Genomic DNA, 19,188 nt, shown 5'->3' with positions numbered 1-19,188 from the left:
AAAACGCAGTGTCGTTAGATAAACTTAAAATCGCTTTACAATATATGATGCCAAAACATGCGCTTTCTCGCCTAGTTGGTAAATTTGCCGCGGCAGAGCTTGGCTGGCTAACAACTAAAGCCATCAGCGCCTTTATTAAGTCATACGGCATCAATATGTCTGAGGCAAAGTATAAAAACGCCAGTGACTTTAAAACCTTTAATGACTTCTTCACCCGCGAACTTGAAGAAGGTGCGCGTGTAATCGAGCAAAACCCAAATGCTATTTGCTACCCTGTTGACGGCGCAATAAGCCAACAAGGTGATATAAAAAACGACCAACTTATTCAAGCCAAAGGTTTCGACTACAGCCTAGTTACTTTACTTGGTGGCGATAAAGCTACCGCGCTGCCCTTTGAAAATGGAAAGTTTTCGTGTATTTATCTAGCCCCAAAAGATTACCACCGTATTCATATGCCAATGGCTGCAACGCTTCGAGAAATGATTTATGTACCGGGCGATTTATTTTCAGTAAACCCGTTAACAGCAAATAATGTCCCTAATTTATTTGCCCGTAATGAGCGTGTTGTCACAGTTTTTGATACTGAGCACGGCCCAATGACCATGACCTTAGTTGGTGCAACAATAGTAGCAAGTATTGAAACAACTTGGGCTGGCACTATTACACCACCTGCGGGTAAAGATGTTTTCCGTTGGCAATACCCTGCATCTGGTACAGGCGCCATCACCTTTGAAAAAGGAGATGAAATGGGTCGTTTTAAATTAGGCTCAACCGTAATTACTACGTTCGCACCCAATATGGTTAACTTCAACGAAGCAGCAGGCCCAGGCACAGTAACTCGACTAGGCGAGCACTATGCAGATTTAATTAGCACTAACGAGCACTAATTACATGTTGATAATTGCTCATCGCGGCGCGAGTGGCGAGTATCCTGAAAATTCGATACTCGCGCTTGAAAAAGCGATAGAACAAGGTGCAGATGGTATTGAAATTGACCTTCAATATCATCAACCCAGCGGTGAATTTATTGTTTTTCATGACCGTAATTTACTTCGATTAACAGGCAAAACGGGTAACATAAACAATTATACCTTAGACGAATTATTAAAAACGAGTATAGGCAAAAACCAACATATTATTACCTTAGCCCAAGCAATTGCATTAATACCAAAGAAACTGATTCTCAATCTTGAGCTGAAAGTAAGCACTAGCGAACAATTACTTATTGAAACATTAATGCAAAAATTACAGCAGGTTTTGAATCATGCTGTTTCAATGAAGCACATTACTTGGCCGCAACTGTATATTTCATCATTTAATCATTTCTTAATTAATTACGGAAAAACCTTATTACCCAAAGCTAACTTCGCCGCACTCATTGCCCATTGCCCATTAAATTACGCAACGTTTAGTGAAACAATGGCGTTAGCAAGTATTAATCAAGACATTGACTGCTTAAATCAAGAATTAGTCAGCGACATACATCGTCATGGCTTAACTTGTTGGGTATTTACCGTTGACGACATCGACGATATAAAACAGTGCTTAGCATTAAACGTAGACGCAATTTTTACCAACTTTCCGCAAAGAACACGGGAAATAATTCGTCAAATACAACAACAAATAGTTAATAAGTAGTTGCTCATTTATTCATCACAGTATACGATTGCATTCGTATTACCTGAAATTTGTATCAGTTTCATTAATTAAATGATCTACTATATACGCAGCAAAAACAGTCAAATACAAGGCGTTTATTTTTTAACTAACTGTTCTAATTATAAAATAAATAACGTAATGGTTGATTATTTTAGCCAGTAGAAATGCTCATATAATGAGTGAGGTTGATATTAGTAACACTTTTATGGTTTTTATTCGTATATTAAGGAATTTCAATGGCTCGTGATAATGAAGGTATCAAGCCGACCGAAGCAGAACTCTCGCTGCTTAATGTTTTATGGAAAATAGGTCCAGCAACGGTCAGGCAAGTACATGATGCAATTAGTGCCACACAAACAACAGGCTACACTACTGTATTGAAAATTTTGCAAATAATGCATGAAAAAACGCTAGTGACCCGCGATGAAAGTAATCGAGCACATGTTTACGCACCAGCCAACAGCGAGGGGTTTACCCAGTCATCGCTATTGAAAGACTTGGCAAGTAAGGCGTTCGGCGGCTCTACATCAAAACTAGTAATGAGAGCCTTAGATGAATCAACCAGCAAAGAAGAAATTGCTGATATTCGTCAATTATTAAACGAACTTGATCAACAAAGCTAATACACTGTATTTATGATTGAGAATTTATTAGACAGTCCAATACTTTATAGTCTTGCGTTAACCCTACTGCATTTTTTGTGGCAAGGGTGCCTTATCGCGCTTGTATTAAAGTGTTTACTGTCAATAACTTCATATAAAAAGCCGCAATTAAGATATTTATGGGCAGCTATAGCACTCATCGTATGTTTAATTTCACCTATAGCTACATTTAGTCTTATATATACACCCAACTATTTACATACGATAGAACAGGGCCTAAATTCGGTTGCTGCATTAGATTCAACACAGTCAATCGCCGTTATAAACTCTAACTGGTATCAAATAGTCGTTGATAGTTTGCCTTTCCTATCACTTGCTTGGATGGCTACGGTACTCTTATTATCAATTAATTTAGTGTTTGCGCTTAAACAAGTAAATCAACTTGCAACCACCGACACCATTGCCGTAAATCAAACCCTGCAAACAAAATTTCAACGGCTCGTTAGCCAATTTACTTTATGGCGAAAACCACAGTTGCTAATTTCATTAAAAACCGAAGTGCCTATGGCCATAGGTTGGCTCAAGCCAGTAATTTTGTTACCTGCAGCAATGATTTCGGGCTTAACATCAGCCCAATTAGAAATGTTAATATTGCATGAGCTTGCACATATAAAGCGTCATGACTACCTCGTCAATTTTTTACAAACCATTGCTGAAATACTATTGTTTTTTCACCCTGGTGTACGCTGGATTTCAAAGCAAATGCGTAACGAACGTGAATATTGTAGTGATGACATAGCCGTAAAACATTGTGGTAATGCCATTGCTTATGCACATACGCTTGCCGACACTGCAAGCTTATGCCACAAACACCGTCACAGCTCTATTCCAACCATGGCAGTTGCAGCCTCGGGTGGCGACTTAAAACAACGTGTTATTCGTTTAATTGACCAAGAACATACATGTACGGCAGAAAATGACTCTGGCAAACTACTTGCGTCTGTGGTGATTTTGTTTGCCATTTCCAGTGTTTTTGCTAAACCATTTATCGATAACCGTATCATTGATTGGGGTGCAGGCCGTATCTCATTAATGCAATCTGCGGGTGAGTTGTTACAGCATCGAGTAAGTAATGATGAATTACCTTTATCGCAAACATCGATTGCCCAGCAATTAGTTGAACAAAATACAACAATATCTGATGATGTTATCGAACCAAATATTGACACATTAGCTGAGGTACAGGTGAAAAACACTGCAGCTACGCAAGCTCAAAAACAGATAGCAAATACGCAAGCTAAGCTCGATAAAGCCACAAATAAAATAGTAAAAGCTGTACCGAAAAAGGTAATTATTCCGGCTAACAAAGAAACGAGTAATACGTTAGCTACCAAAGTAATACCGAGTGCAAAGCACAATACAGGCCCTGTATTAGCAGCTAAACCCGCACCAAAAATTAGCCAGTTAGCGCAACCGCTATTAAGCTTATCTTCCAAAGGCGCTATTAGTAAAAATTCTGAGAAGAAATTTAGTAACCCGTATGCTGCTCAAGTTGCCTCATTAACAGAAGATCCACTACCGTCGAGTGACCAGTTAATTAATTTTGAACGCAAATTAGGACAAACACAGCCGGTTAATCATGGGTTAGTAGCCGAACGCAATCAACAAACTATTAATAACAACTACAACCAAATCTTAGCCAAATCAACTTCAGCTAAGTTAATTTCTTCTGTTGAGCCAAGGTATCCGTCGGTAGCTAAACGAAAAGGGATAGAAGTAGACGTATTAGTTACATTTGTCATTAACAAAGACGGTGTTGTCTCTGATATCGAATTTGAAGATAAAAATAAAGTCAGTTACTTTAGAGCAGCTGTGCGAACAGCAATGAATAAGTGGCACTTTGTTCCAGCAAAAATTAATGATAAGCCAGTAGAAAGTAAAATGGCAAAAATTTTCTCTTTCAGCCTAATTGAAAGCTAACTAACCTGAGTTCTGGATAAGCTAAGCACGTCAATGTCACGGTTTTTGCGCGTATCTGCGTTGCCTGCATGGACGTAGGTACTTGGTTTTTGTCTGGAACTAAAAAACCGTTAATTTGCTACTAATAGCTCGCTATTAGGTACGCAAACTTGCCTTGATTCACTCAACACTTATAACATTGATATATAACTACATAAGGAATACGGCCGCTCTATAATAAGCAATTGAAAAACATAACTTTATCGGTGTTGCTCGTACATCCGTTACCCAGAACTCAGATTAACTAGGCTTAGTAATTATAATTATATAAAAATGCCTCTGGGTACAATTAGCGTCAAAAAAGAGTAGGCACTTAGGCCTACCCTTTTACAACAAATCATGCCCACTAAAAGCTAGTTTTATCTAGGGCCTTTCCCTTTTCTTTTTCCTCTCATATTCTGAGCTTTTTCTTGTTGCTCGGGCGTCAGTATTCGCATCATTTGGTGCTTATGTTTTGCTTTGATCAAAGCCATTTCTGCAAAAGTATTTTGATAAGAGCTATGCAATTGAAGAAAGGCTTGTTCATCAAATTCAGTCGCACTTATTAGCGCTTTCATCTGCTCTTTGTAACCTTGCATTTTCTCTTTCATCGCACTGCGATTTTCTTTTGCTGTTTCTTTTAAGCTTTTAAATAGCACTTTTTGTTCGTCAGTTAAATCAAGGTGTTTAGCCATACGCTTAAACTGACGATGCTCTTGTTTAGCGCCATGGCTTTTACCCGAAAAACCGTCATGCGGGTTGGCGTTACTTACAAAGCTTATGCTTGATACTGACAATGCTAAAATAGCGGCAGTTAAACCTGTTGATACTATCTTTTTCATGAGAAAACCCTCTTTAATTAATTCAACTTAAGCTTACCAATTGCAATGCAAAGAAACGCAAACCAATGTAAAGGTTGTGTAAAGATAACTTTCAAATGTAATTGTTGGTATATTATAACGCTAAGTCCAACCTAACTTGCGTAATTATGAGTCAGAATAAAATTTTAATTATTGATGACGATAAAGAACTGTCTGAGCTTCTAGCTGAATACTTATCGAACGAAGGGTATAATATTGAATGCTGTTATGACGGTGTTTCAGGTTTAGCTCGAGCTTACGATAATAGCTTTTCATTAATTTTACTCGATGTAATGATGCCTGGATTAAATGGCTTCGAGTTGCTTAAAGCGCTAGGCGGTAAACACAAAACGCCCATTTTAATGCTCACTGCCAAAGGTGATGATGCAGACCGCATTCTTGGGTTAGAACTAGGTGCAGATGACTATTTAGCCAAACCTTTTCAGCATAAAGAGTTACTTGCCCGAATTAATGCAATTTTACGACGTATCGACATTGTTAAAAATGCCAAAGTTGCCAATAGCAAATTAGAAATTAACCATGTCACGTTAGATAATGCGACGAGAGAAGTGCATTGCCACGGTCAAATAGTAGAGCTTACCGGCACTGAATATCAAATACTTGAATTGCTAATGAATCAACAAGGCCAAATCGTTAGTAAAGAACAAATTTCAGAGCAAGTACTTCATAGAAGACTTAGTGCCTTTGATCGTAGTATCGACATGCATGTCAGTAATATTCGTCGTAAATTACAAGCAAAAAGTCCTAACGAAAAGCTTAAAACTATTCGTGGAGCTGGTTATCTCTTTTTAACGGGTGGAGTAGAGTAGTGCTTAATAAAATCACTAAATCATTGTCTTCAATTGCTTTTAAACTTTTTATTTCATTTTGGCTTTTTGCTATTTTATCTATTGCCTTAACGCGCGTAATTTCTACTCAACTTGCTGAAGAAAGCGTATTAATGCCCTTACATAAAAAAGATATACATCGCCTTAAATACTTAAAAAAAAGGATAGAACGCTCAGAGACAATAACAGTTAACCGTCTATTAGCTAAAAATTTACCACTACGAGGAGAAGCAATTCTACTCAAAGACCCAGCTACAACTAAAGTATTTGCTAACAAAAACCGCTTTTTAAATCCTCTGATACCTTATTTAGAAACAAACAGTTTTGACAGCCCTGCAAGTATACAATTCGCTAACGCTAGAATTACTGGCCCATTAAATACAACAATAGCGAACACCAATTATCAGCTATACATTGCTGTTAAGGGTGATAACCCCCACTTTAGTTCGTATGTAATGCAATTACCCAAATGGGCACGTATTATTATTCCAGTTATCGTAAGTATGCTTTTAGCTTGGTTACTCGCTCGTTCGCTCAGTAGACCACTAGTGAAAATTAAACATGCAGCGGCAAAAATAGGAAATGGTCAATTAACCACTCGAGTTGACCACAACACCACTAAGCGTATTGACGAACTTGGTGATCTTAGCCGTAGCTTTAACCAAATGGCTGAAAAACTTGAACAAAATATTACCGCGCACCAACGGCTTTTAGGCGATGTCTCACATGAACTAAGGTCGCCAATGACACGTTTACAAATGGCGATAGGTTTAGCTCTTCAATCTATTGATAACAAAGAAACATTAATAACTCATCTTTCCCGTTGTGAACTTGAAGTGACTCGTTTAGATGACATGATAGCCGAGGTATTATCTTTATCGCGCTTAGAAAATACCATTCAGCACTTATCGCTACAAACCTGTGACTTATCTTCATTATTAAATGCCTGCATTACAGACGGTCAATACCTAGCAAATAACAAATCTATTACCATCAATGCTAAAGTCCCTAAAGCTGTTACTATTCAAGCAGACGGTAAGCTCTTGGCAAGTGCAATTACCAATGTACTGATAAACGCCGTAAAATATAGCCCCGCAAATTCGACTATTAACGTATTTACCCTGTTAAGCGACAAAGACATTACCATACAGGTTGTTGACTCAGGGCCAGGTGTGCCAGAAGAATCAATTAACCAATTGTTTCAGCCGTTTTATCGGGTCGAACATGCACGAGATCGCGACACCGGCGGAACAGGGCTCGGGCTAGCCATCGCACACCAAGCAATACTGGCGCATAATGGTAATATTTTTGCTCAAAATAATGAGTCGAATGGACTAACAGTAACCCTCGTTTTACCAAGATAATTTAACTAGAAAAGTATAAAAATATTATGACTGTCAGCTTAAAATGTAACATACTCGCTATAATGCTTTTATTAACCATGCCAATGAGTGTTGCCATGACCACCAGTTCAACCTTTACCCTTGCAGATGAGATAGAATCTTATTGGCAACAAGGAACTTTTGCTACCTTTCAAGGCATTGATGAAATAGAGATAAGCTACGCCCAATTTATTACTAACCCTCAAGGGCAATGCTTAGTGATTTCACCGGGTAGAACAGAAGGCTACATCAAGTATCAAGAACTCGCGTACGACTTAGCAAAACAAGGCTACAATATTTTTATTATAGATCATCGCGGTCAAGGGTTATCACAACGCATGGCAAGTAACACCCATAAAGGTTATGTTAAAAATTTTGACGATTACGCACACGATCAAGCAACCTTTATACAACAGCATGTATTACCGCATTGCTTGCCTAACACTAAACCGCTAGTGCTCGCTCATTCAATGGGAGGCGCAATTACTGTAAGGGTATTACAACTTTACCCTGATCTAGTAAAAGCGGCAGTATTAGCTTCGCCAATGTTTGCAATTAATCTAGGGGGTATTCCGTCTTGGCTCGCCAAAGGCCTAGTAAATACAGGTGTTATGCTAAATAACTTATTCTCAAGCGAACCATGGTACTTTATTGGTTTTGGTGACTATCAAGAAGTGAGTTTTGCCGATAATTTACTCACACAATCTGAACAGCGTTATCAGGGGATAATTAATAACTTTCAAAAGCAGCCGTCGCTACAAGTGGGTGGTGTTACTTTTCAGTGGTTAAAACAAGCATTTCAGGTGAACAACGATATTTTTAACGACATTCACCAATTAAAAACACCAATATTAATCTTACAAGCCGGTAACGACACCATTGTTGATAATGCAACCCAAGACGAATTTTGTACTGCATTATATCAACAAAACAAGCGCTTATGTCCAGACCGAGTCCCTTTCAGAGTTGACGGTGCTTATCACGAGTTATTTTTTGAACAAGAGAAATATCGCAAGCAAGCACTTAACACTACATTAAACTGGTTTCAAAAATTTCAGTAATTAACCCCGTGTAACAGACACAGGATCATGATGTATAAATACTTCGCAAGGCGATAGTAAAGTTTCTATCTCCTTTTCGATACTTTCACCAATGGTATGTGCTTCAAGCAAACTTAATTGATCATCAAGTTCTAAGTGAAATTGAATAAAGCGAATATTGCCTGATTGGCGTGTACGTAAGTCGTGTAGACCTTTAGCTTGTCGATGCTTTTCAACAATAGTTTTAATTGTAGTAATATCGTCTTCGTCTAATTCGTGATCCATTAAATGCTTCACACTCAACCATACTATCTTTAAAGCACCCACTAATAAGTACACACCCACCAAAACAGTGAAAACACCATCAGCTCTTAACCAATAGCCTTGGCTTAAAAATAATGCGAGTAAAACACCAAAGTTTAACAACAGATCAGACTGATAATGTAGTGCGTCTGCGCTTATTGCAACCGAGCCAGTGCGCTTAATTACATAACGCTGTACTAGCACCAAGAACGAGGTTAAAACAATCGCTACAACGCTAATAATCATACCTACTTCAGTATGCACAATTTGCTTAGGCGTAATAATACGGTCAATACCATTTATCATTAATAATAAGGCTGAACCAAGCACAAATGCCGACTGTACCAAACCCGCTAAGCTTTCTGCTTTACCATGACCAAATTTATGTTCAGAGTCAGGCGGTGCCAGAGCAAAACGTAAAATAACCACATTCATTAATGACGCAAATAAATCTAACAACGAGTCTGTTGCAGACGCTAACATCGAACTAGCATCAGTTACAAACCATGCATACAGCTTTAAGCCTAATAATACCAAGGCCGTAGCAGTTGCAAGAAAGGCGGCCATATTAACTAAAGATTTATACTGGTTTTGCTGTGCTTGTTTCTCATCGATCATAAGAGTTTATTCACTGTTCAATTAATGTCATAAACCAAACTAAGGCTAACGATTATGTTCGCTTTACCTTGAGCAAGGTTAAACCTCATTGGTATAATAACGTAAATTAAACCAAGAGAGCTTTATATGTTAGATGTTGTGCTATTTCAGCCACAAATTCCACCTAACACCGGAAATATTATTCGACTATGTGCTAATTCGGGCTTTAGGTTACACCTTATCGAACCCTTAGGTTTTGACCTAGACGACAAAAAGCTCAGAAGAGCTGGGCTTGATTATCATGAGTTTGCCGCAATAAAGCGTCATAAAAACTACCAAGCATTTATTGAGTCAGAACAACCAGAGCGAGTATTAGCGGTAACCACGAAAACCACACACTTTTATGGTGATGTCATATTTAAAGCGGGTGATTACCTACTCTTTGGTTCAGAAACGGCAGGGTTACCCGAAGAAGTGCGCCAACAAATACCTGATGAAGATAAAATTAGAATACCCATGCTTAAAGATAGTCGCAGTATGAACTTATCAAACGCGACAGCTGTTATTATATTTGAAGCATGGCGTCAGTTAGGATTTACTAACGCCGTATAGCAATTGAACGTATGCAACAATTTACAATAACGTCACACACTTTATTCGTATTTACGTTCACGAGATAACAAATCATAAGCGGCGAGTTTAGCCGCTTTACCGCAATAAAGTACTTGATATACTTGATCAACGATTGGCATTTCAACATTCATACGTTGAGCTAACATATGCACTTCTTTAGTATTACGATAACCTTCAACAACCTGACCAATATCTGCCATGGCTTGTTCTACTTCAACACCCTTGCCTAAGGCCAAACCAAAACGTCGATTTCTCGATTGATTATCTGTACAAGTGAGTACTAAATCACCTAAGCCCGCCATACCCATAAACGTACTAGGCTCTGCATTCATTGCTGCCCCTAAACGGGTCATTTCCGCTAAACCACGGGTAATTAATGCCGTTCTCGCATTGGCACCAAAACCAATACCATCAGCAATACCTGCGCCAATGGCAATAACGTTCTTCACTGCACCACCTAACTGAACCCCAATAAAATCGTTATTTGGGTACACTCTAAATGTTTTTTCACAATGTAATAAATCGGAAAGTTCGCCAGTAAAGTCGTCATCAGTTGAAGACAAAGAAATAGCTGTAGGTAAACCCGCCGCCATTTCTTTCGCAAATGTTGGCCCTGATAACACCGCTAACGGAATCTCATCACCTAAAATATCACGTGCTACATCTTGCAATAATCGGCCAGTTTTATGATCTAAACCTTTAGTAGCCCACGCTAAGCGTGCATCGCTTCGTAGCCAGGGCTTAATTTGGGTGATCATGTCACCAAAGGCATGGCTTGGAACTACAAGCAAAATATTGCGGCTAGACTTAACCACCTCAGCTAAATCTGATTCAACTGCAAGCGTAGTAGGAAATTTAATACCAGAAAGGTATCTTTCATTAGTGCCAGATTGCTTCATTTCGTCGATATGATCAGCACTGCGGCCCCATAAAAGGGTTTTATGACCATTTCTTGCTAAGCAAATAGCAAGAGCAGTCCCGTATGAGCCTGCTCCTAAAACACAAATATCAGCCATTATGTAAGCGAACTAATGAGTTTCTGCATTAGCTTGCTGAGCAGCTTGTACTTCAGCCGCTTTCTGTTGAACATAAGAAGCAAATAATGCTTCAAAGTTAACAGGTGCTAAATTAATTTGTGGGAATGAACCACGGCTTACTAAGTTAGCAACCGCTTCACGCGCATACGGAAATAATGTTGTTGGGCAAAAAGCACCAATAGTGTGCGCTAATTGTGCTTCAGGTAAGTTACCAATAGTAAAAATACCCGCTTGTTGTACTTCAGCTAAAAAGGCTGTTTGGCCTTCTACTATTGCTGTTACTGTTAACGCTAAAACAACTTCGTACGTATCATCAGTTAACTTGTTAGAGCGTGTATCTAGGTCTAACTTAAGCTCAGGTTTCCATTCTTTTTGAAAAATAGCTGGAGAATTAGGTGTTTCAAAAGATAAATCTTTTGTATAAACACGTTGAATTGCAAATTGTGGTGCTGCCGCTTGTTCTGCAGAACCTTCTGCGCCATTTTGAGTTTCATCAGCCATTTTTTATTTCCTATGCTAAAAGTACATTCACAGTACTTATTTATTTGTTATTTATTAAGTTAATGTTATTGATCAGCAAGTAAAGCATCAAGCTTATTTTGTGCGTGTAACGCATATAATTCATCGCAACCACCAATCGGTTGGTCATTAATAAATATTTGCGGAACAGTATAGCCACCGTGGCTGCGTTCAATCATTTCATTACGAAGTTCAGCGTTGCCGTCTATTTTAATTTCACGAAAATCAACATTCTTTTGCTCAAGCAAAGCTTTTGCTCTCATGCAATAGCCACAAGTAATTTTCGTATATATTTCTACTGCCATAATTAGCTACCTTAGTGATAAGAGCAAACAATCAAATGCATGCAACAGTGTCAAAATTATTTTTTAACGGGTAATCCTGCATTAATCCATGCATTCATGCCGCCTTTAAGTATGCTAGCTTTACTGTAACCTGCTTTATATAGCTTAGACGCTATTGTTGATGCGGTAATGCCTGCTGCACATACTACAATAATGGGTTTATCTTTATACTTTTCAAGGGTCGTTAATTCATTTTTATTGATTTTTTCAACCGTTAAATGCTTCGCATCAAGAATATGACTCGTTTTAAAGTCTTTCTCTGTACGAATATCTAAGACAACGCCATCTTCTTTGTTTACAGCAAAAGTTAGCTCTTGAGGGCTTAATTGCTTAATAGGTGAAAACTGTATTTTAATCGTCATAACAACGATAGCTAAAAATATCCCAACCCATGCAGCGCTTAACATTGGATGAGCTGTTAAAAAAGCGATAAATTGATCCATAAAACTTCACATCATGTAGATAGATAAAAATTGCCGTAAGTATACAGATTACTCCTCTTTTTTACAGCGTAATTACACGATTTCATCTGCTACAGGACTATTTTTTTTATGTGCGGGTCAGTTTAACTTCACAAGAACGTATTTCCCCCTCGTGCTAACCAAGTTTTATAACATTTAAAAAACTATGCTCACATGCTCTGAAACAGGCATCTTAAGGTGGTATGACTATCTATAGATTGTTATACTCCTGCGTGAATTTAACCATATATAAGCTGATGAGGGTGAGCATGCCAAATAAAAAATCAACCGTTTTATTAATACTCGATGGTTGGGGTTATCGTGAAGATACTGAAGCAAACGCAATTTACCACGCAAATACACCAGTACTTGATAACTTAACGGCAAATTACCCAAATATGCTTATTGAAACCTCAGGTATGGCAGTAGGATTACCCGACGGACAAATGGGTAACTCTGAAGTAGGCCATGTAAATTTAGGCGCTGGCCGTATTGTTTACCAAGACTTTACCCGAATTACCAAAGCCATAGCCGACAACGAGTTCAATAACAACAATGCGTTATGCACAGCGGTAGACAAAGCAATAGCAGCCAATGGCGCTGTTCATATATTTGGTTTGTTATCTCCTGGTGGTGTTCATAGCCATGAAGATCATATCTTCGCTATGATAGAACTTGCAGCTCAACGCGGCGCAAAAAAAGTTTACTTGCACGCCTTTTTAGATGGTAGAGATACACCGCCACGTAGCGCGAAAGCGTCAATAATTAAAGCACAAAATAAGTTCAACGAACTTGGCTTTGGCCAAATAGCTTCTGTTATTGGGCGCTATTTTGCCATGGACAGAGACCAGCGTTGGGATCGCGTAGAAGCCGCCTATAATTTATTAACCTCAGGCAAAGCTCAATATCACTATCAAAATGCAGAAGCCGCATTAGAAGCCGCATATCAACGTGACGAAAATGACGAATTTGTTAAAGCAAGTGCAATTACCGATGCAAATGGCAATGCAATTGAAGTAAATGACGGTGATGCCTTAATTTTTATGAACTTTAGAGCGGATCGTGCACGTCAGTTTACCCGCTGCTTTACAGACGATAGCTTCAACAGTTTTACTCGTATTAAACAACCAAAATTATCTGACTTTGTTATGCTAACTGAATATGCAGCCGATATAAAAACCAGTTGTGCATTTCCACCAACGCCGTTGAACAACGTACTTGGAGAATGGCTAGAAAAACATAACAAAACACAATTACGTATATCAGAAACAGAGAAGTATGCTCACGTTACTTTCTTTTTTAGTGGTGGCAAAGAAGATACCTTCGTTGGTGAAGAACGAATTTTAGTGCCTTCGCCCCAAGTGGCTACCTACGACTTACAGCCTGAAATGAACTCAACATTACTCACCGATAAATTGGTTGCTGCAATTGAAAGTGGCAAGCATGACTTTATCGTGTGTAACTATCCTAACGGCGACATGGTAGGCCATACCGGTAAGTTTGACGCTGCAGTAAAAGCGTGTGAAGCAGTAGATGCAAGTATTGGTAGAGTAATTGCTGCATTAGAAAAAACTGGCGGTGAATGTTTAATAACCGCTGATCACGGCAATGCAGAACAAATGGTTGATAATGTTTCAGGGCAAGCACATACCGCACATACATGTGAGCCCGTGCCATTAATATATTATGGCCGAAAAGCAACTGTTGCTCACAAAGGTGCTCTAAGCGATATCGCCCCTACTATTTTACATTTAATGGCACTTGAGCAACCTGAAGAAATGACAGGCACCCGCTTAATGTCTATTAAATAACAGCAGTTAATCGATGAGCAAACACTACTCACTTATTATCGCATTATGGCTAGGTTGCATTAGTTACCTAGCCAGCTCAATAGTAATAGTGAATGCCAACCCATTCAGATCAGCGCAAGAAAATGAAACAGATCAAAAACTTGATCAAATCAAAAAAGAAATTAGCCAACAAAAAACAACAATTAAACAAGTTAATAGCCAACGCAACAAGCTAGAACAACAGCTAAAGCAAAGCGACTTGGCAATATCTACAGTAGTAAAAAAACTCGCTATTACACAGCAACAGTTAGCGAAAACTCAATCAACGTTAGCCTCACTTGAACAACAACAAATTAAGTTGTTAGCACAAAAACAACAACAAGAAGAGTTACTTGCTAAGCAACTACGAGCGGCCTACTCTTCTGGCAATCATGATTATATAAAACTGCTATTAAACCAAGAAAACCCCGCTAAAGTTCAGCGCAGTGTTACCTATTATCAATACCTTAACAACGCAAGAATTGCAGAAATTGACCAATTTAAAAATACTATAACTCAATTGCACCAAGTAAAAGTTGAGCAAATGGAAGAAGCGCAAAAATTACAACAATTAAAGCAAGAACAAACCGATCAGCAACAACAATTTAGCCAACAAAAAAAAGCACGAGAGCAAACTATTGCTAAGTTAAATAAACAACTTCTTAATAGCCAACAAAAGCTAAACAAGCTTGAGCAAGAAGAAGCAAACCTCAAAGCCGCACTGGCACGTATAGCCAAGTTAAGCCAGCAAGAAGCCAGCCTAAATGGTCTTAGTCAATTAAAACGTAAGCTTTCATGGCCTGTTAAAGGTAAAATTCGCCGCAGCTTTGGCTCAAGCAAACAAGGCTATTTAAAGTGGAAAGGCGTGCTACTTTCAGCGCCTGTTGGTAAACAAGTTACTACCATTCATAACGGTACGGTATTATTTTCAGACTGGTTAAAAGGATATGGGTTAGTGACTGTGGTTGATCATGGCGACGGCTATATGAGCTTATATGGTCACAACCAAGCATTACTTAAATCGGTGGGCGACAGAGTTGAAACTGGCGAACCCATTGCCTTAGTAGGGCAAAGTGGTGGACAAAACCAGTCAGGATTATATTTTGAAATCCGCCATAATGGTCAAGCGGTTAATCCTAAATTGTGGTGCCGATAGCAGAAAACTCCATTCACTTATCGATTTCACTAAAAAGACCTGCTAATCTAGCAACAATCATCCGCCTAAATACAAAAACAATAATCAATCCTGTGCGAATACTTTTAACTATACTACTTCTCAACTTTGCAGCGATATGTTCAGCAGAGCAAGCCAAGGTCGCCATAATTATTGATGATATAGGTTATCGTAAAAGTGATGTGGCTACTTTATCAATTCCTGGCGATATTACTTTTGCTGTACTACCTCACACCCCTTATGGAAAGTCTTTAGCACAAATAGCCTACCAAAGTGATCACGATGTTATCCTGCACATTCCTATGGAATCAAGTAACGGTAACAAAGTATTAGGTCCTGGCGCATTAACCAGTGATATGGACGAAACAACTATCAGAGCAACTTTAGCTAGTGCCTTTGATGAAATACCCTTTGCTATTGGCATTAATAATCATATGGGTAGCCATTTAACAACATTATATACACCAATGGCTTGGACCATGCGCTACTTAAAAGAACAAGACATGATTTTTATTGATAGCGTAACAACAAACAAAAGCAAAGCAAGAAATGTAGCTCGGCGTTTTGGCGTGCCTAATTTAGGCCGACGTATATTTTTAGATAATCAATTAGACAAAGAATACATTACTCAACAGTTCAACGCGCTAATAAAGCTAGCAAAACGCAATAAAAAAGCGATTGCCATTGCACATCCGCACCCTGAAACTGTTGCGGCATTATCTTTACTTATACCGCAACTTAAAGAAAACAATATAGAACTTGTCGGTATTTCTCAGCTTATGCCTTCCAACTTAAAAAACCTTCAAAATAGCGTAGCGCAAACCGATTAGTTAACCTGAGCTACTAGCTCACCACTTAACATTATGCTTTTCTAATAACTCATAAAGATACTTTACCGGAATAGCATACGTTATTCCGCTAGGGTTAGTGATCACCGCTTCTTTTGTTTGTTGAACAAATACTTTATTGATCACACCAATCACCTCACCAGTATCAACATCATATAACGCACTGCCGCTATTGCCAGGGTAAGCGGTTGCATCTAACTGATAAACTAAATAAGGATCACGTAAACGTTTTAACATAGCAATGTTAATTTTTTCAGCATTTTCAACCGGCACAATTGTTGGGGTAATGCTCGCAATAATACCTCGGTGCGTAACTGGATATAAACCCAAAACAGCTCCAATAGGAAAACCAGTAAAGGCAACATGGCTAGCTTCTCTAACAAAAGCTTTATCTGCTAACTTCATGGCAGGAAGAGGTGCCCCCTCTATTTTCAATATAGCTAAGTCGTACTTTGCAGACATGCCGACCAAACTCGCTTTTCTGACTGTTGCCGATTTACCAGAGCCAATAAAAACAGCCAACTTCTGCAATAAATTAACATCTAATTCTTTAGGTAATACATGGTGGTTAGTTACCACATATTGACCATTACCTATCACAAAGCCTGTACCATTTAAGCTATTTTGCGGCCTACCTGTTGGCGTGTGCACACCAATTCCAACAACCGATGGTTTAATTTTAGCTAAAGTATCAGCTAATTCCGCATTAGCCGTAAAGCTCACTACCACAAAAAATAAAGCACATACGCTAGTGCGTATAACAGAATAAATCATTACATGTTCCAAAGCGCCTTCTATTAAGTGCTTATAGTGTAGCAAAGATATTTTTCATAGTTACGCAATTTTAAAAATATTAACCATACTTAATACATTCCTGTGTATTTAACCTGAACTTTGGTTAATGGGCTTGATTTATAATAAATATTTATAAATCTTATAAAACAGTGAGTTTACAGTTATTAACAACTAAGAAAAATATGATAACAAAAAAAATAGTACCTATTTTTGCAGGAGGCGGCACTCGACTACCTGCGCATGTTGGAATACTGCAATCATTACAAGAATTCAACATCGACTTTGATCATTTAGTTGGGGTTTCAGGTGGCAGTATTATCAGTAGCTTATATGCATCAGGGTTAAGCTTGGCCGAAATAAAGCATATCGCGTTAAACACTGATTATAATCAATTTCGAGAATTTTCATTAATAAAGCTGGTTCGAAGCGGTGGACTTAGCTCAGGTGACGTATTCGAGCGCTGGATCGATCGCCTACTTAATGGAAAAACATTCGCCGAATTAGACTATAACCTACACATTGTCGCTACCGACGTTGCTCGTGGCCAACCAGTAATTTTTGATAAAGAACATACCCCCAACGTTAAGGTGTCGCTCGCAGTGCGTTTTTCTATGTCTATACCACTAGTATTTAGTTTTAAAACCTTTGGTAAACACTTAATGGTAGACGGCAGTATATTATCTGAAGACGCACTACACCGTGATTGGGCAGGTGACGGTACGCCTGTAATTTGCTTCAGACTAAAAGGCGAATATGAATACGACGAAATACAAGTAAAAGGCATCTTCCCTATTGTTCAGTACATAAGCTTACTAATACGCACTTTTATGACCACCATTTCAAGGGAGTATATCAATAACGAATTTTGGCATAATACCGTAGTAGTAAATACTGGCCTGTCTTCAGCGGTTGACTTTAATATGACATCAGACCAAAAAGAAGCACTATTCTTTAAAGGCTATCACACCGCGAATAAAATTTTACCGATAAAAATTAAAGCCATAACCAAGTAAGTGTTAAGTAGCAACAAAGTATAATTAAATTGGATAAATGACTAAAAAACAACGCACAAGCATTGCGCTTACCTGATTAGTCATTTATTGTTGATTATCAACTAAATGCGGTTAGCAACAGCCTATTAATCATGCCATTAATTAGCGCTTATGTTTTATGTTCAGGAAAGCAGTCAAATGCACAGCATTTATATTAATAACGAATTATTCTAATTTGTAAATAACGCCTTAGTTGTTTTAACTTGGCTAGTTGAAATGCTCACCTAGACTGTGAGGTTAGTTTAATCAACCAATATACTGATAAACCAACATTGCTACATCATTTCTTGTGAGGTGTATCAATAAATATCAACATAAATGAGGTAAATCGATTTATAACTGTTATATTTATATATATACATTTTAGACAGTTAGAATTGCAAACGCACAATGACAAAATACTCAATAGCAGAAAACTTTAATCAGTATTTTAAAATACGATTCGCTGATACTAAAACACTTCGGCAAGAAGCGTTTAAAATTCGCTATGGTGTTTATAGTTCAGAATTAGGATGGGAGCCTGAAAACGATCAGGAGATGGAATTTGACGAGTGCGACGATTATGCATATCACTGCTTACTTGAACACAGACGCACTGGCGTTTTTGCAGGGTGTATTCGCTTAATTATTCCACCGCCGTATGCACCCGATACAAAACTCCCATTCGAAGCAAATTGTCTGCAAAGTGCAAACAAAGAAGTATTCGACACAACAACATTGCCTAGAGGTAGTTTTGGCGAAATATCTCGTTTAGCAGTTTTAGCATCATTTAGACGTCGTGAAAAAGAAAAAAACATTCCGTTTGTGCTTAACAATGTAAACCCTGAAACTATTTATTCAGAAGATGAACGTCGTAACTTTCCTAATATAGCCATTGGCCTTTATCTTGGCGGTATTGCATTAGCCAGCTTGTTAAAACATCAAGGCATGGTGGTAATGATGGAACCAAGGCTCAACCGTCGTTTAAAACGCTTTGGCTTACCCTTCCAGCAAATAGGCGAGCCAATGGACTATCACGGTCAACGGGCAATGTTTTATTTAGCTGAAAAAGACTTTCACAAAGAGCTTACAGAGCCACTTGAAGAGCTATATACCATTATACATAAAGATATGGTCGAACAAATGAAACTTGTTAAATATGGTAAAGACAGTGCATTTAACATTCCAGACGTAGATTTAAGTAGCCATTTTTAAAGTGGTGATTTGT

General features: G+C 38.3%; 20 protein-coding genes. 13 read left to right on the top strand and 7 right to left on the bottom strand.

Going from position 1 to position 19,188, the window contains the following annotated elements; translation table 11 throughout:
- The first annotated feature begins 8 nt into the window (after positions 1–8).
- From asd to QUD79_RS01265, 4 genes are all read left to right on the top strand, one after another.
- On the top strand, positions 9–887 hold the full coding sequence (gene asd, locus QUD79_RS01280) for an archaetidylserine decarboxylase (protein ID WP_491590167.1): 879 nt from the start codon (positions 9–11) through the stop codon (positions 885–887).
- Positions 888–891: 4 nt separating this feature from the next.
- Positions 892–1,638 carry a glycerophosphodiester phosphodiesterase gene (locus QUD79_RS01275; protein WP_184425517.1) on the top strand — a complete coding sequence of 249 codons (747 nt, stop codon included), beginning with the start codon at positions 892–894 and terminating at the stop codon, positions 1,636–1,638.
- 257 nt (positions 1,639–1,895) lie between these two features.
- Complete coding sequence (locus QUD79_RS01270; protein ID WP_184425515.1) at positions 1,896–2,282, top strand: BlaI/MecI/CopY family transcriptional regulator; 387 nt, start codon at positions 1,896–1,898, stop codon at positions 2,280–2,282.
- A gap of 12 nt (positions 2,283–2,294) precedes the next feature.
- Positions 2,295–4,241, top strand: a complete 1,947-nt coding sequence (locus QUD79_RS01265; RefSeq protein ID WP_184425513.1) for a M56 family metallopeptidase — start codon at positions 2,295–2,297, stop codon at positions 4,239–4,241.
- Positions 4,242–4,639: 398 nt separating this feature from the next.
- On the opposite strand, the gene QUD79_RS01260 is transcribed toward QUD79_RS01265, so the two are convergent.
- Positions 4,640–5,101: a Spy/CpxP family protein refolding chaperone gene (locus QUD79_RS01260; RefSeq protein WP_184425511.1), complete on the bottom strand. Its 462-nt coding sequence runs from the start codon at positions 5,099–5,101 to the stop codon at positions 4,640–4,642.
- 146 nt (positions 5,102–5,247) lie between these two features.
- Between QUD79_RS01260 and QUD79_RS01255 the strand changes: the two genes are divergently transcribed.
- From QUD79_RS01255 to QUD79_RS01245, 3 genes are read left to right on the top strand one after another with little or no spacing between them, the layout of a single operon-like run.
- Positions 5,248–5,949 carry a response regulator transcription factor gene (locus QUD79_RS01255; RefSeq protein ID WP_184425509.1) on the top strand — a complete coding sequence of 234 codons (702 nt, stop codon included), beginning with the start codon at positions 5,248–5,250 and terminating at the stop codon, positions 5,947–5,949.
- Positions 5,949–7,331, top strand: coding sequence for an ATP-binding protein (locus QUD79_RS01250; protein WP_184425507.1), 1,383 nt, complete (start codon positions 5,949–5,951; stop codon positions 7,329–7,331). Before QUD79_RS01255 ends, QUD79_RS01250 begins: the two co-directional genes overlap by 1 nt.
- A gap of 26 nt (positions 7,332–7,357) precedes the next feature.
- The gene (locus QUD79_RS01245; RefSeq protein ID WP_184425505.1) at positions 7,358–8,410 is read left to right on the top strand and encodes an alpha/beta fold hydrolase; all 1,053 of its coding nucleotides are present in this window, start codon (positions 7,358–7,360) and stop codon (positions 8,408–8,410) included.
- On the opposite strand, the gene QUD79_RS01240 is transcribed toward QUD79_RS01245, so the two are convergent.
- Positions 8,411–9,310 (bottom strand): cation diffusion facilitator family transporter, encoded by a 900-nt coding sequence (locus QUD79_RS01240; RefSeq protein WP_184425503.1) that lies wholly within the window; start codon positions 9,308–9,310, stop codon positions 8,411–8,413.
- 126 nt (positions 9,311–9,436) lie between these two features.
- On the opposite strand from QUD79_RS01240, the gene trmL reads away from it, so the two are divergent.
- The gene (trmL, locus tag QUD79_RS01235; RefSeq protein ID WP_184425501.1) at positions 9,437–9,901 is read left to right on the top strand and encodes a tRNA (uridine(34)/cytosine(34)/5-carboxymethylaminomethyluridine(34)-2'-O)-methyltransferase TrmL; all 465 of its coding nucleotides are present in this window, start codon (positions 9,437–9,439) and stop codon (positions 9,899–9,901) included.
- 41 nt (positions 9,902–9,942) lie between these two features.
- On the opposite strand, the gene gpsA is transcribed toward trmL, so the two are convergent.
- The 4 genes from gpsA to QUD79_RS01215 form a co-directional block, all read right to left on the bottom strand.
- Positions 9,943–10,938, bottom strand: a complete 996-nt coding sequence (gpsA, locus tag QUD79_RS01230) for an NAD(P)H-dependent glycerol-3-phosphate dehydrogenase (protein WP_184425499.1) — start codon at positions 10,936–10,938, stop codon at positions 9,943–9,945.
- 12 nt (positions 10,939–10,950) lie between these two features.
- Positions 10,951–11,460: a protein-export chaperone SecB gene (secB, locus tag QUD79_RS01225; protein WP_184425497.1), complete on the bottom strand. Its 510-nt coding sequence runs from the start codon at positions 11,458–11,460 to the stop codon at positions 10,951–10,953.
- Positions 11,461–11,525: 65 nt separating this feature from the next.
- A complete protein-coding gene (gene grxC / locus QUD79_RS01220; protein ID WP_221435245.1) occupies positions 11,526–11,783 on the bottom strand; it encodes a glutaredoxin 3 in 258 nt (85 codons plus the stop codon).
- A gap of 56 nt (positions 11,784–11,839) precedes the next feature.
- A complete protein-coding gene (locus QUD79_RS01215; protein ID WP_184425495.1) occupies positions 11,840–12,265 on the bottom strand; it encodes a rhodanese-like domain-containing protein in 426 nt (141 codons plus the stop codon).
- 287 nt (positions 12,266–12,552) lie between these two features.
- Here QUD79_RS01215 and gpmI point away from each other — a divergent pair, with 287 nt between their 5' ends.
- From gpmI to QUD79_RS01200, 3 genes are all read left to right on the top strand, one after another.
- Positions 12,553–14,094, top strand: a complete 1,542-nt coding sequence (gene gpmI, locus QUD79_RS01210) for a 2,3-bisphosphoglycerate-independent phosphoglycerate mutase (protein WP_184425493.1) — start codon at positions 12,553–12,555, stop codon at positions 14,092–14,094.
- 13 nt (positions 14,095–14,107) lie between these two features.
- Complete coding sequence (locus QUD79_RS01205; RefSeq protein ID WP_184425491.1) at positions 14,108–15,268, top strand: murein hydrolase activator EnvC family protein; 1,161 nt, start codon at positions 14,108–14,110, stop codon at positions 15,266–15,268.
- A gap of 92 nt (positions 15,269–15,360) precedes the next feature.
- Entirely contained in the window at positions 15,361–16,116 is a 756-nt protein-coding gene (locus tag QUD79_RS01200) for a divergent polysaccharide deacetylase family protein (protein WP_286289531.1), read from the top strand.
- 18 nt (positions 16,117–16,134) lie between these two features.
- Here the strand turns inward: QUD79_RS01200 and QUD79_RS01195 are convergent, their stop codons facing one another.
- The gene (locus QUD79_RS01195; protein ID WP_184425489.1) at positions 16,135–16,908 is read right to left on the bottom strand and encodes a S1 family peptidase; all 774 of its coding nucleotides are present in this window, start codon (positions 16,906–16,908) and stop codon (positions 16,135–16,137) included.
- A 203-nt stretch (positions 16,909–17,111) separates the two neighbouring features.
- On the opposite strand from QUD79_RS01195, the gene QUD79_RS01190 reads away from it, so the two are divergent.
- Together QUD79_RS01190 and QUD79_RS01185 are read left to right on the top strand one after the other, a co-directional pair.
- Complete coding sequence (locus QUD79_RS01190; protein WP_184425487.1) at positions 17,112–17,942, top strand: patatin-like phospholipase family protein; 831 nt, start codon at positions 17,112–17,114, stop codon at positions 17,940–17,942.
- A gap of 429 nt (positions 17,943–18,371) precedes the next feature.
- Entirely contained in the window at positions 18,372–19,175 is an 804-nt protein-coding gene (locus QUD79_RS01185) for a PEP-CTERM/exosortase system-associated acyltransferase (protein ID WP_184425485.1), read from the top strand.
- Positions 19,176–19,188 lie beyond the last annotated feature (13 nt).

Source organism: Thalassotalea piscium (assembly GCF_030295935.1).
GTDB classification, from domain to species: Bacteria; Pseudomonadota; Gammaproteobacteria; order Enterobacterales; family Alteromonadaceae; genus Thalassotalea_B; species Thalassotalea_B piscium.
Note: the sequence above shows the minus strand (reverse complement) of the source record. Positions and strands in the feature narration are given on the sequence as shown.

What these genes read in the sequence shown, in the direction of transcription:
- QUD79_RS01275 (WP_184425517.1), top strand. Translation starts at nt 892, where the DNA reads ATGTTGATAATTGCTCATCGCGGCGCGAGTGGCGAGTATCCTGAAAAT.
- QUD79_RS01270 (WP_184425515.1), top strand. Translation starts at nt 1,896, where the DNA reads ATGGCTCGTGATAATGAAGGTATCAAGCCGACCGAAGCAGAACTCTCG.
- QUD79_RS01265 (WP_184425513.1), top strand. Translation starts at nt 2,295, where the DNA reads ATGATTGAGAATTTATTAGACAGTCCAATACTTTATAGTCTTGCGTTA.
- QUD79_RS01260 (WP_184425511.1), bottom strand. Translation starts at nt 5,101, where the DNA reads ATGAAAAAGATAGTATCAACAGGTTTAACTGCCGCTATTTTAGCATTG.
- QUD79_RS01255 (WP_184425509.1), top strand. Translation starts at nt 5,248, where the DNA reads ATGAGTCAGAATAAAATTTTAATTATTGATGACGATAAAGAACTGTCT.
- QUD79_RS01245 (WP_184425505.1), top strand. Translation starts at nt 7,358, where the DNA reads ATGACTGTCAGCTTAAAATGTAACATACTCGCTATAATGCTTTTATTA.
- QUD79_RS01240 (WP_184425503.1), bottom strand. Translation starts at nt 9,310, where the DNA reads ATGATCGATGAGAAACAAGCACAGCAAAACCAGTATAAATCTTTAGTT.
- trmL (WP_184425501.1), top strand. Translation starts at nt 9,437, where the DNA reads ATGTTAGATGTTGTGCTATTTCAGCCACAAATTCCACCTAACACCGGA.
- gpsA (WP_184425499.1), bottom strand. Translation starts at nt 10,938, where the DNA reads ATGGCTGATATTTGTGTTTTAGGAGCAGGCTCATACGGGACTGCTCTT.
- secB (WP_184425497.1), bottom strand. Translation starts at nt 11,460, where the DNA reads ATGGCTGATGAAACTCAAAATGGCGCAGAAGGTTCTGCAGAACAAGCG.
- grxC (WP_221435245.1), bottom strand. Translation starts at nt 11,783, where the DNA reads ATGGCAGTAGAAATATATACGAAAATTACTTGTGGCTATTGCATGAGA.
- QUD79_RS01215 (WP_184425495.1), bottom strand. Translation starts at nt 12,265, where the DNA reads ATGGATCAATTTATCGCTTTTTTAACAGCTCATCCAATGTTAAGCGCT.
- gpmI (WP_184425493.1), top strand. Translation starts at nt 12,553, where the DNA reads ATGCCAAATAAAAAATCAACCGTTTTATTAATACTCGATGGTTGGGGT.
- QUD79_RS01205 (WP_184425491.1), top strand. Translation starts at nt 14,108, where the DNA reads ATGAGCAAACACTACTCACTTATTATCGCATTATGGCTAGGTTGCATT.
- QUD79_RS01195 (WP_184425489.1), bottom strand. Translation starts at nt 16,908, where the DNA reads ATGATTTATTCTGTTATACGCACTAGCGTATGTGCTTTATTTTTTGTG.
- QUD79_RS01190 (WP_184425487.1), top strand. Translation starts at nt 17,112, where the DNA reads ATGATAACAAAAAAAATAGTACCTATTTTTGCAGGAGGCGGCACTCGA.
- QUD79_RS01185 (WP_184425485.1), top strand. Translation starts at nt 18,372, where the DNA reads ATGACAAAATACTCAATAGCAGAAAACTTTAATCAGTATTTTAAAATA.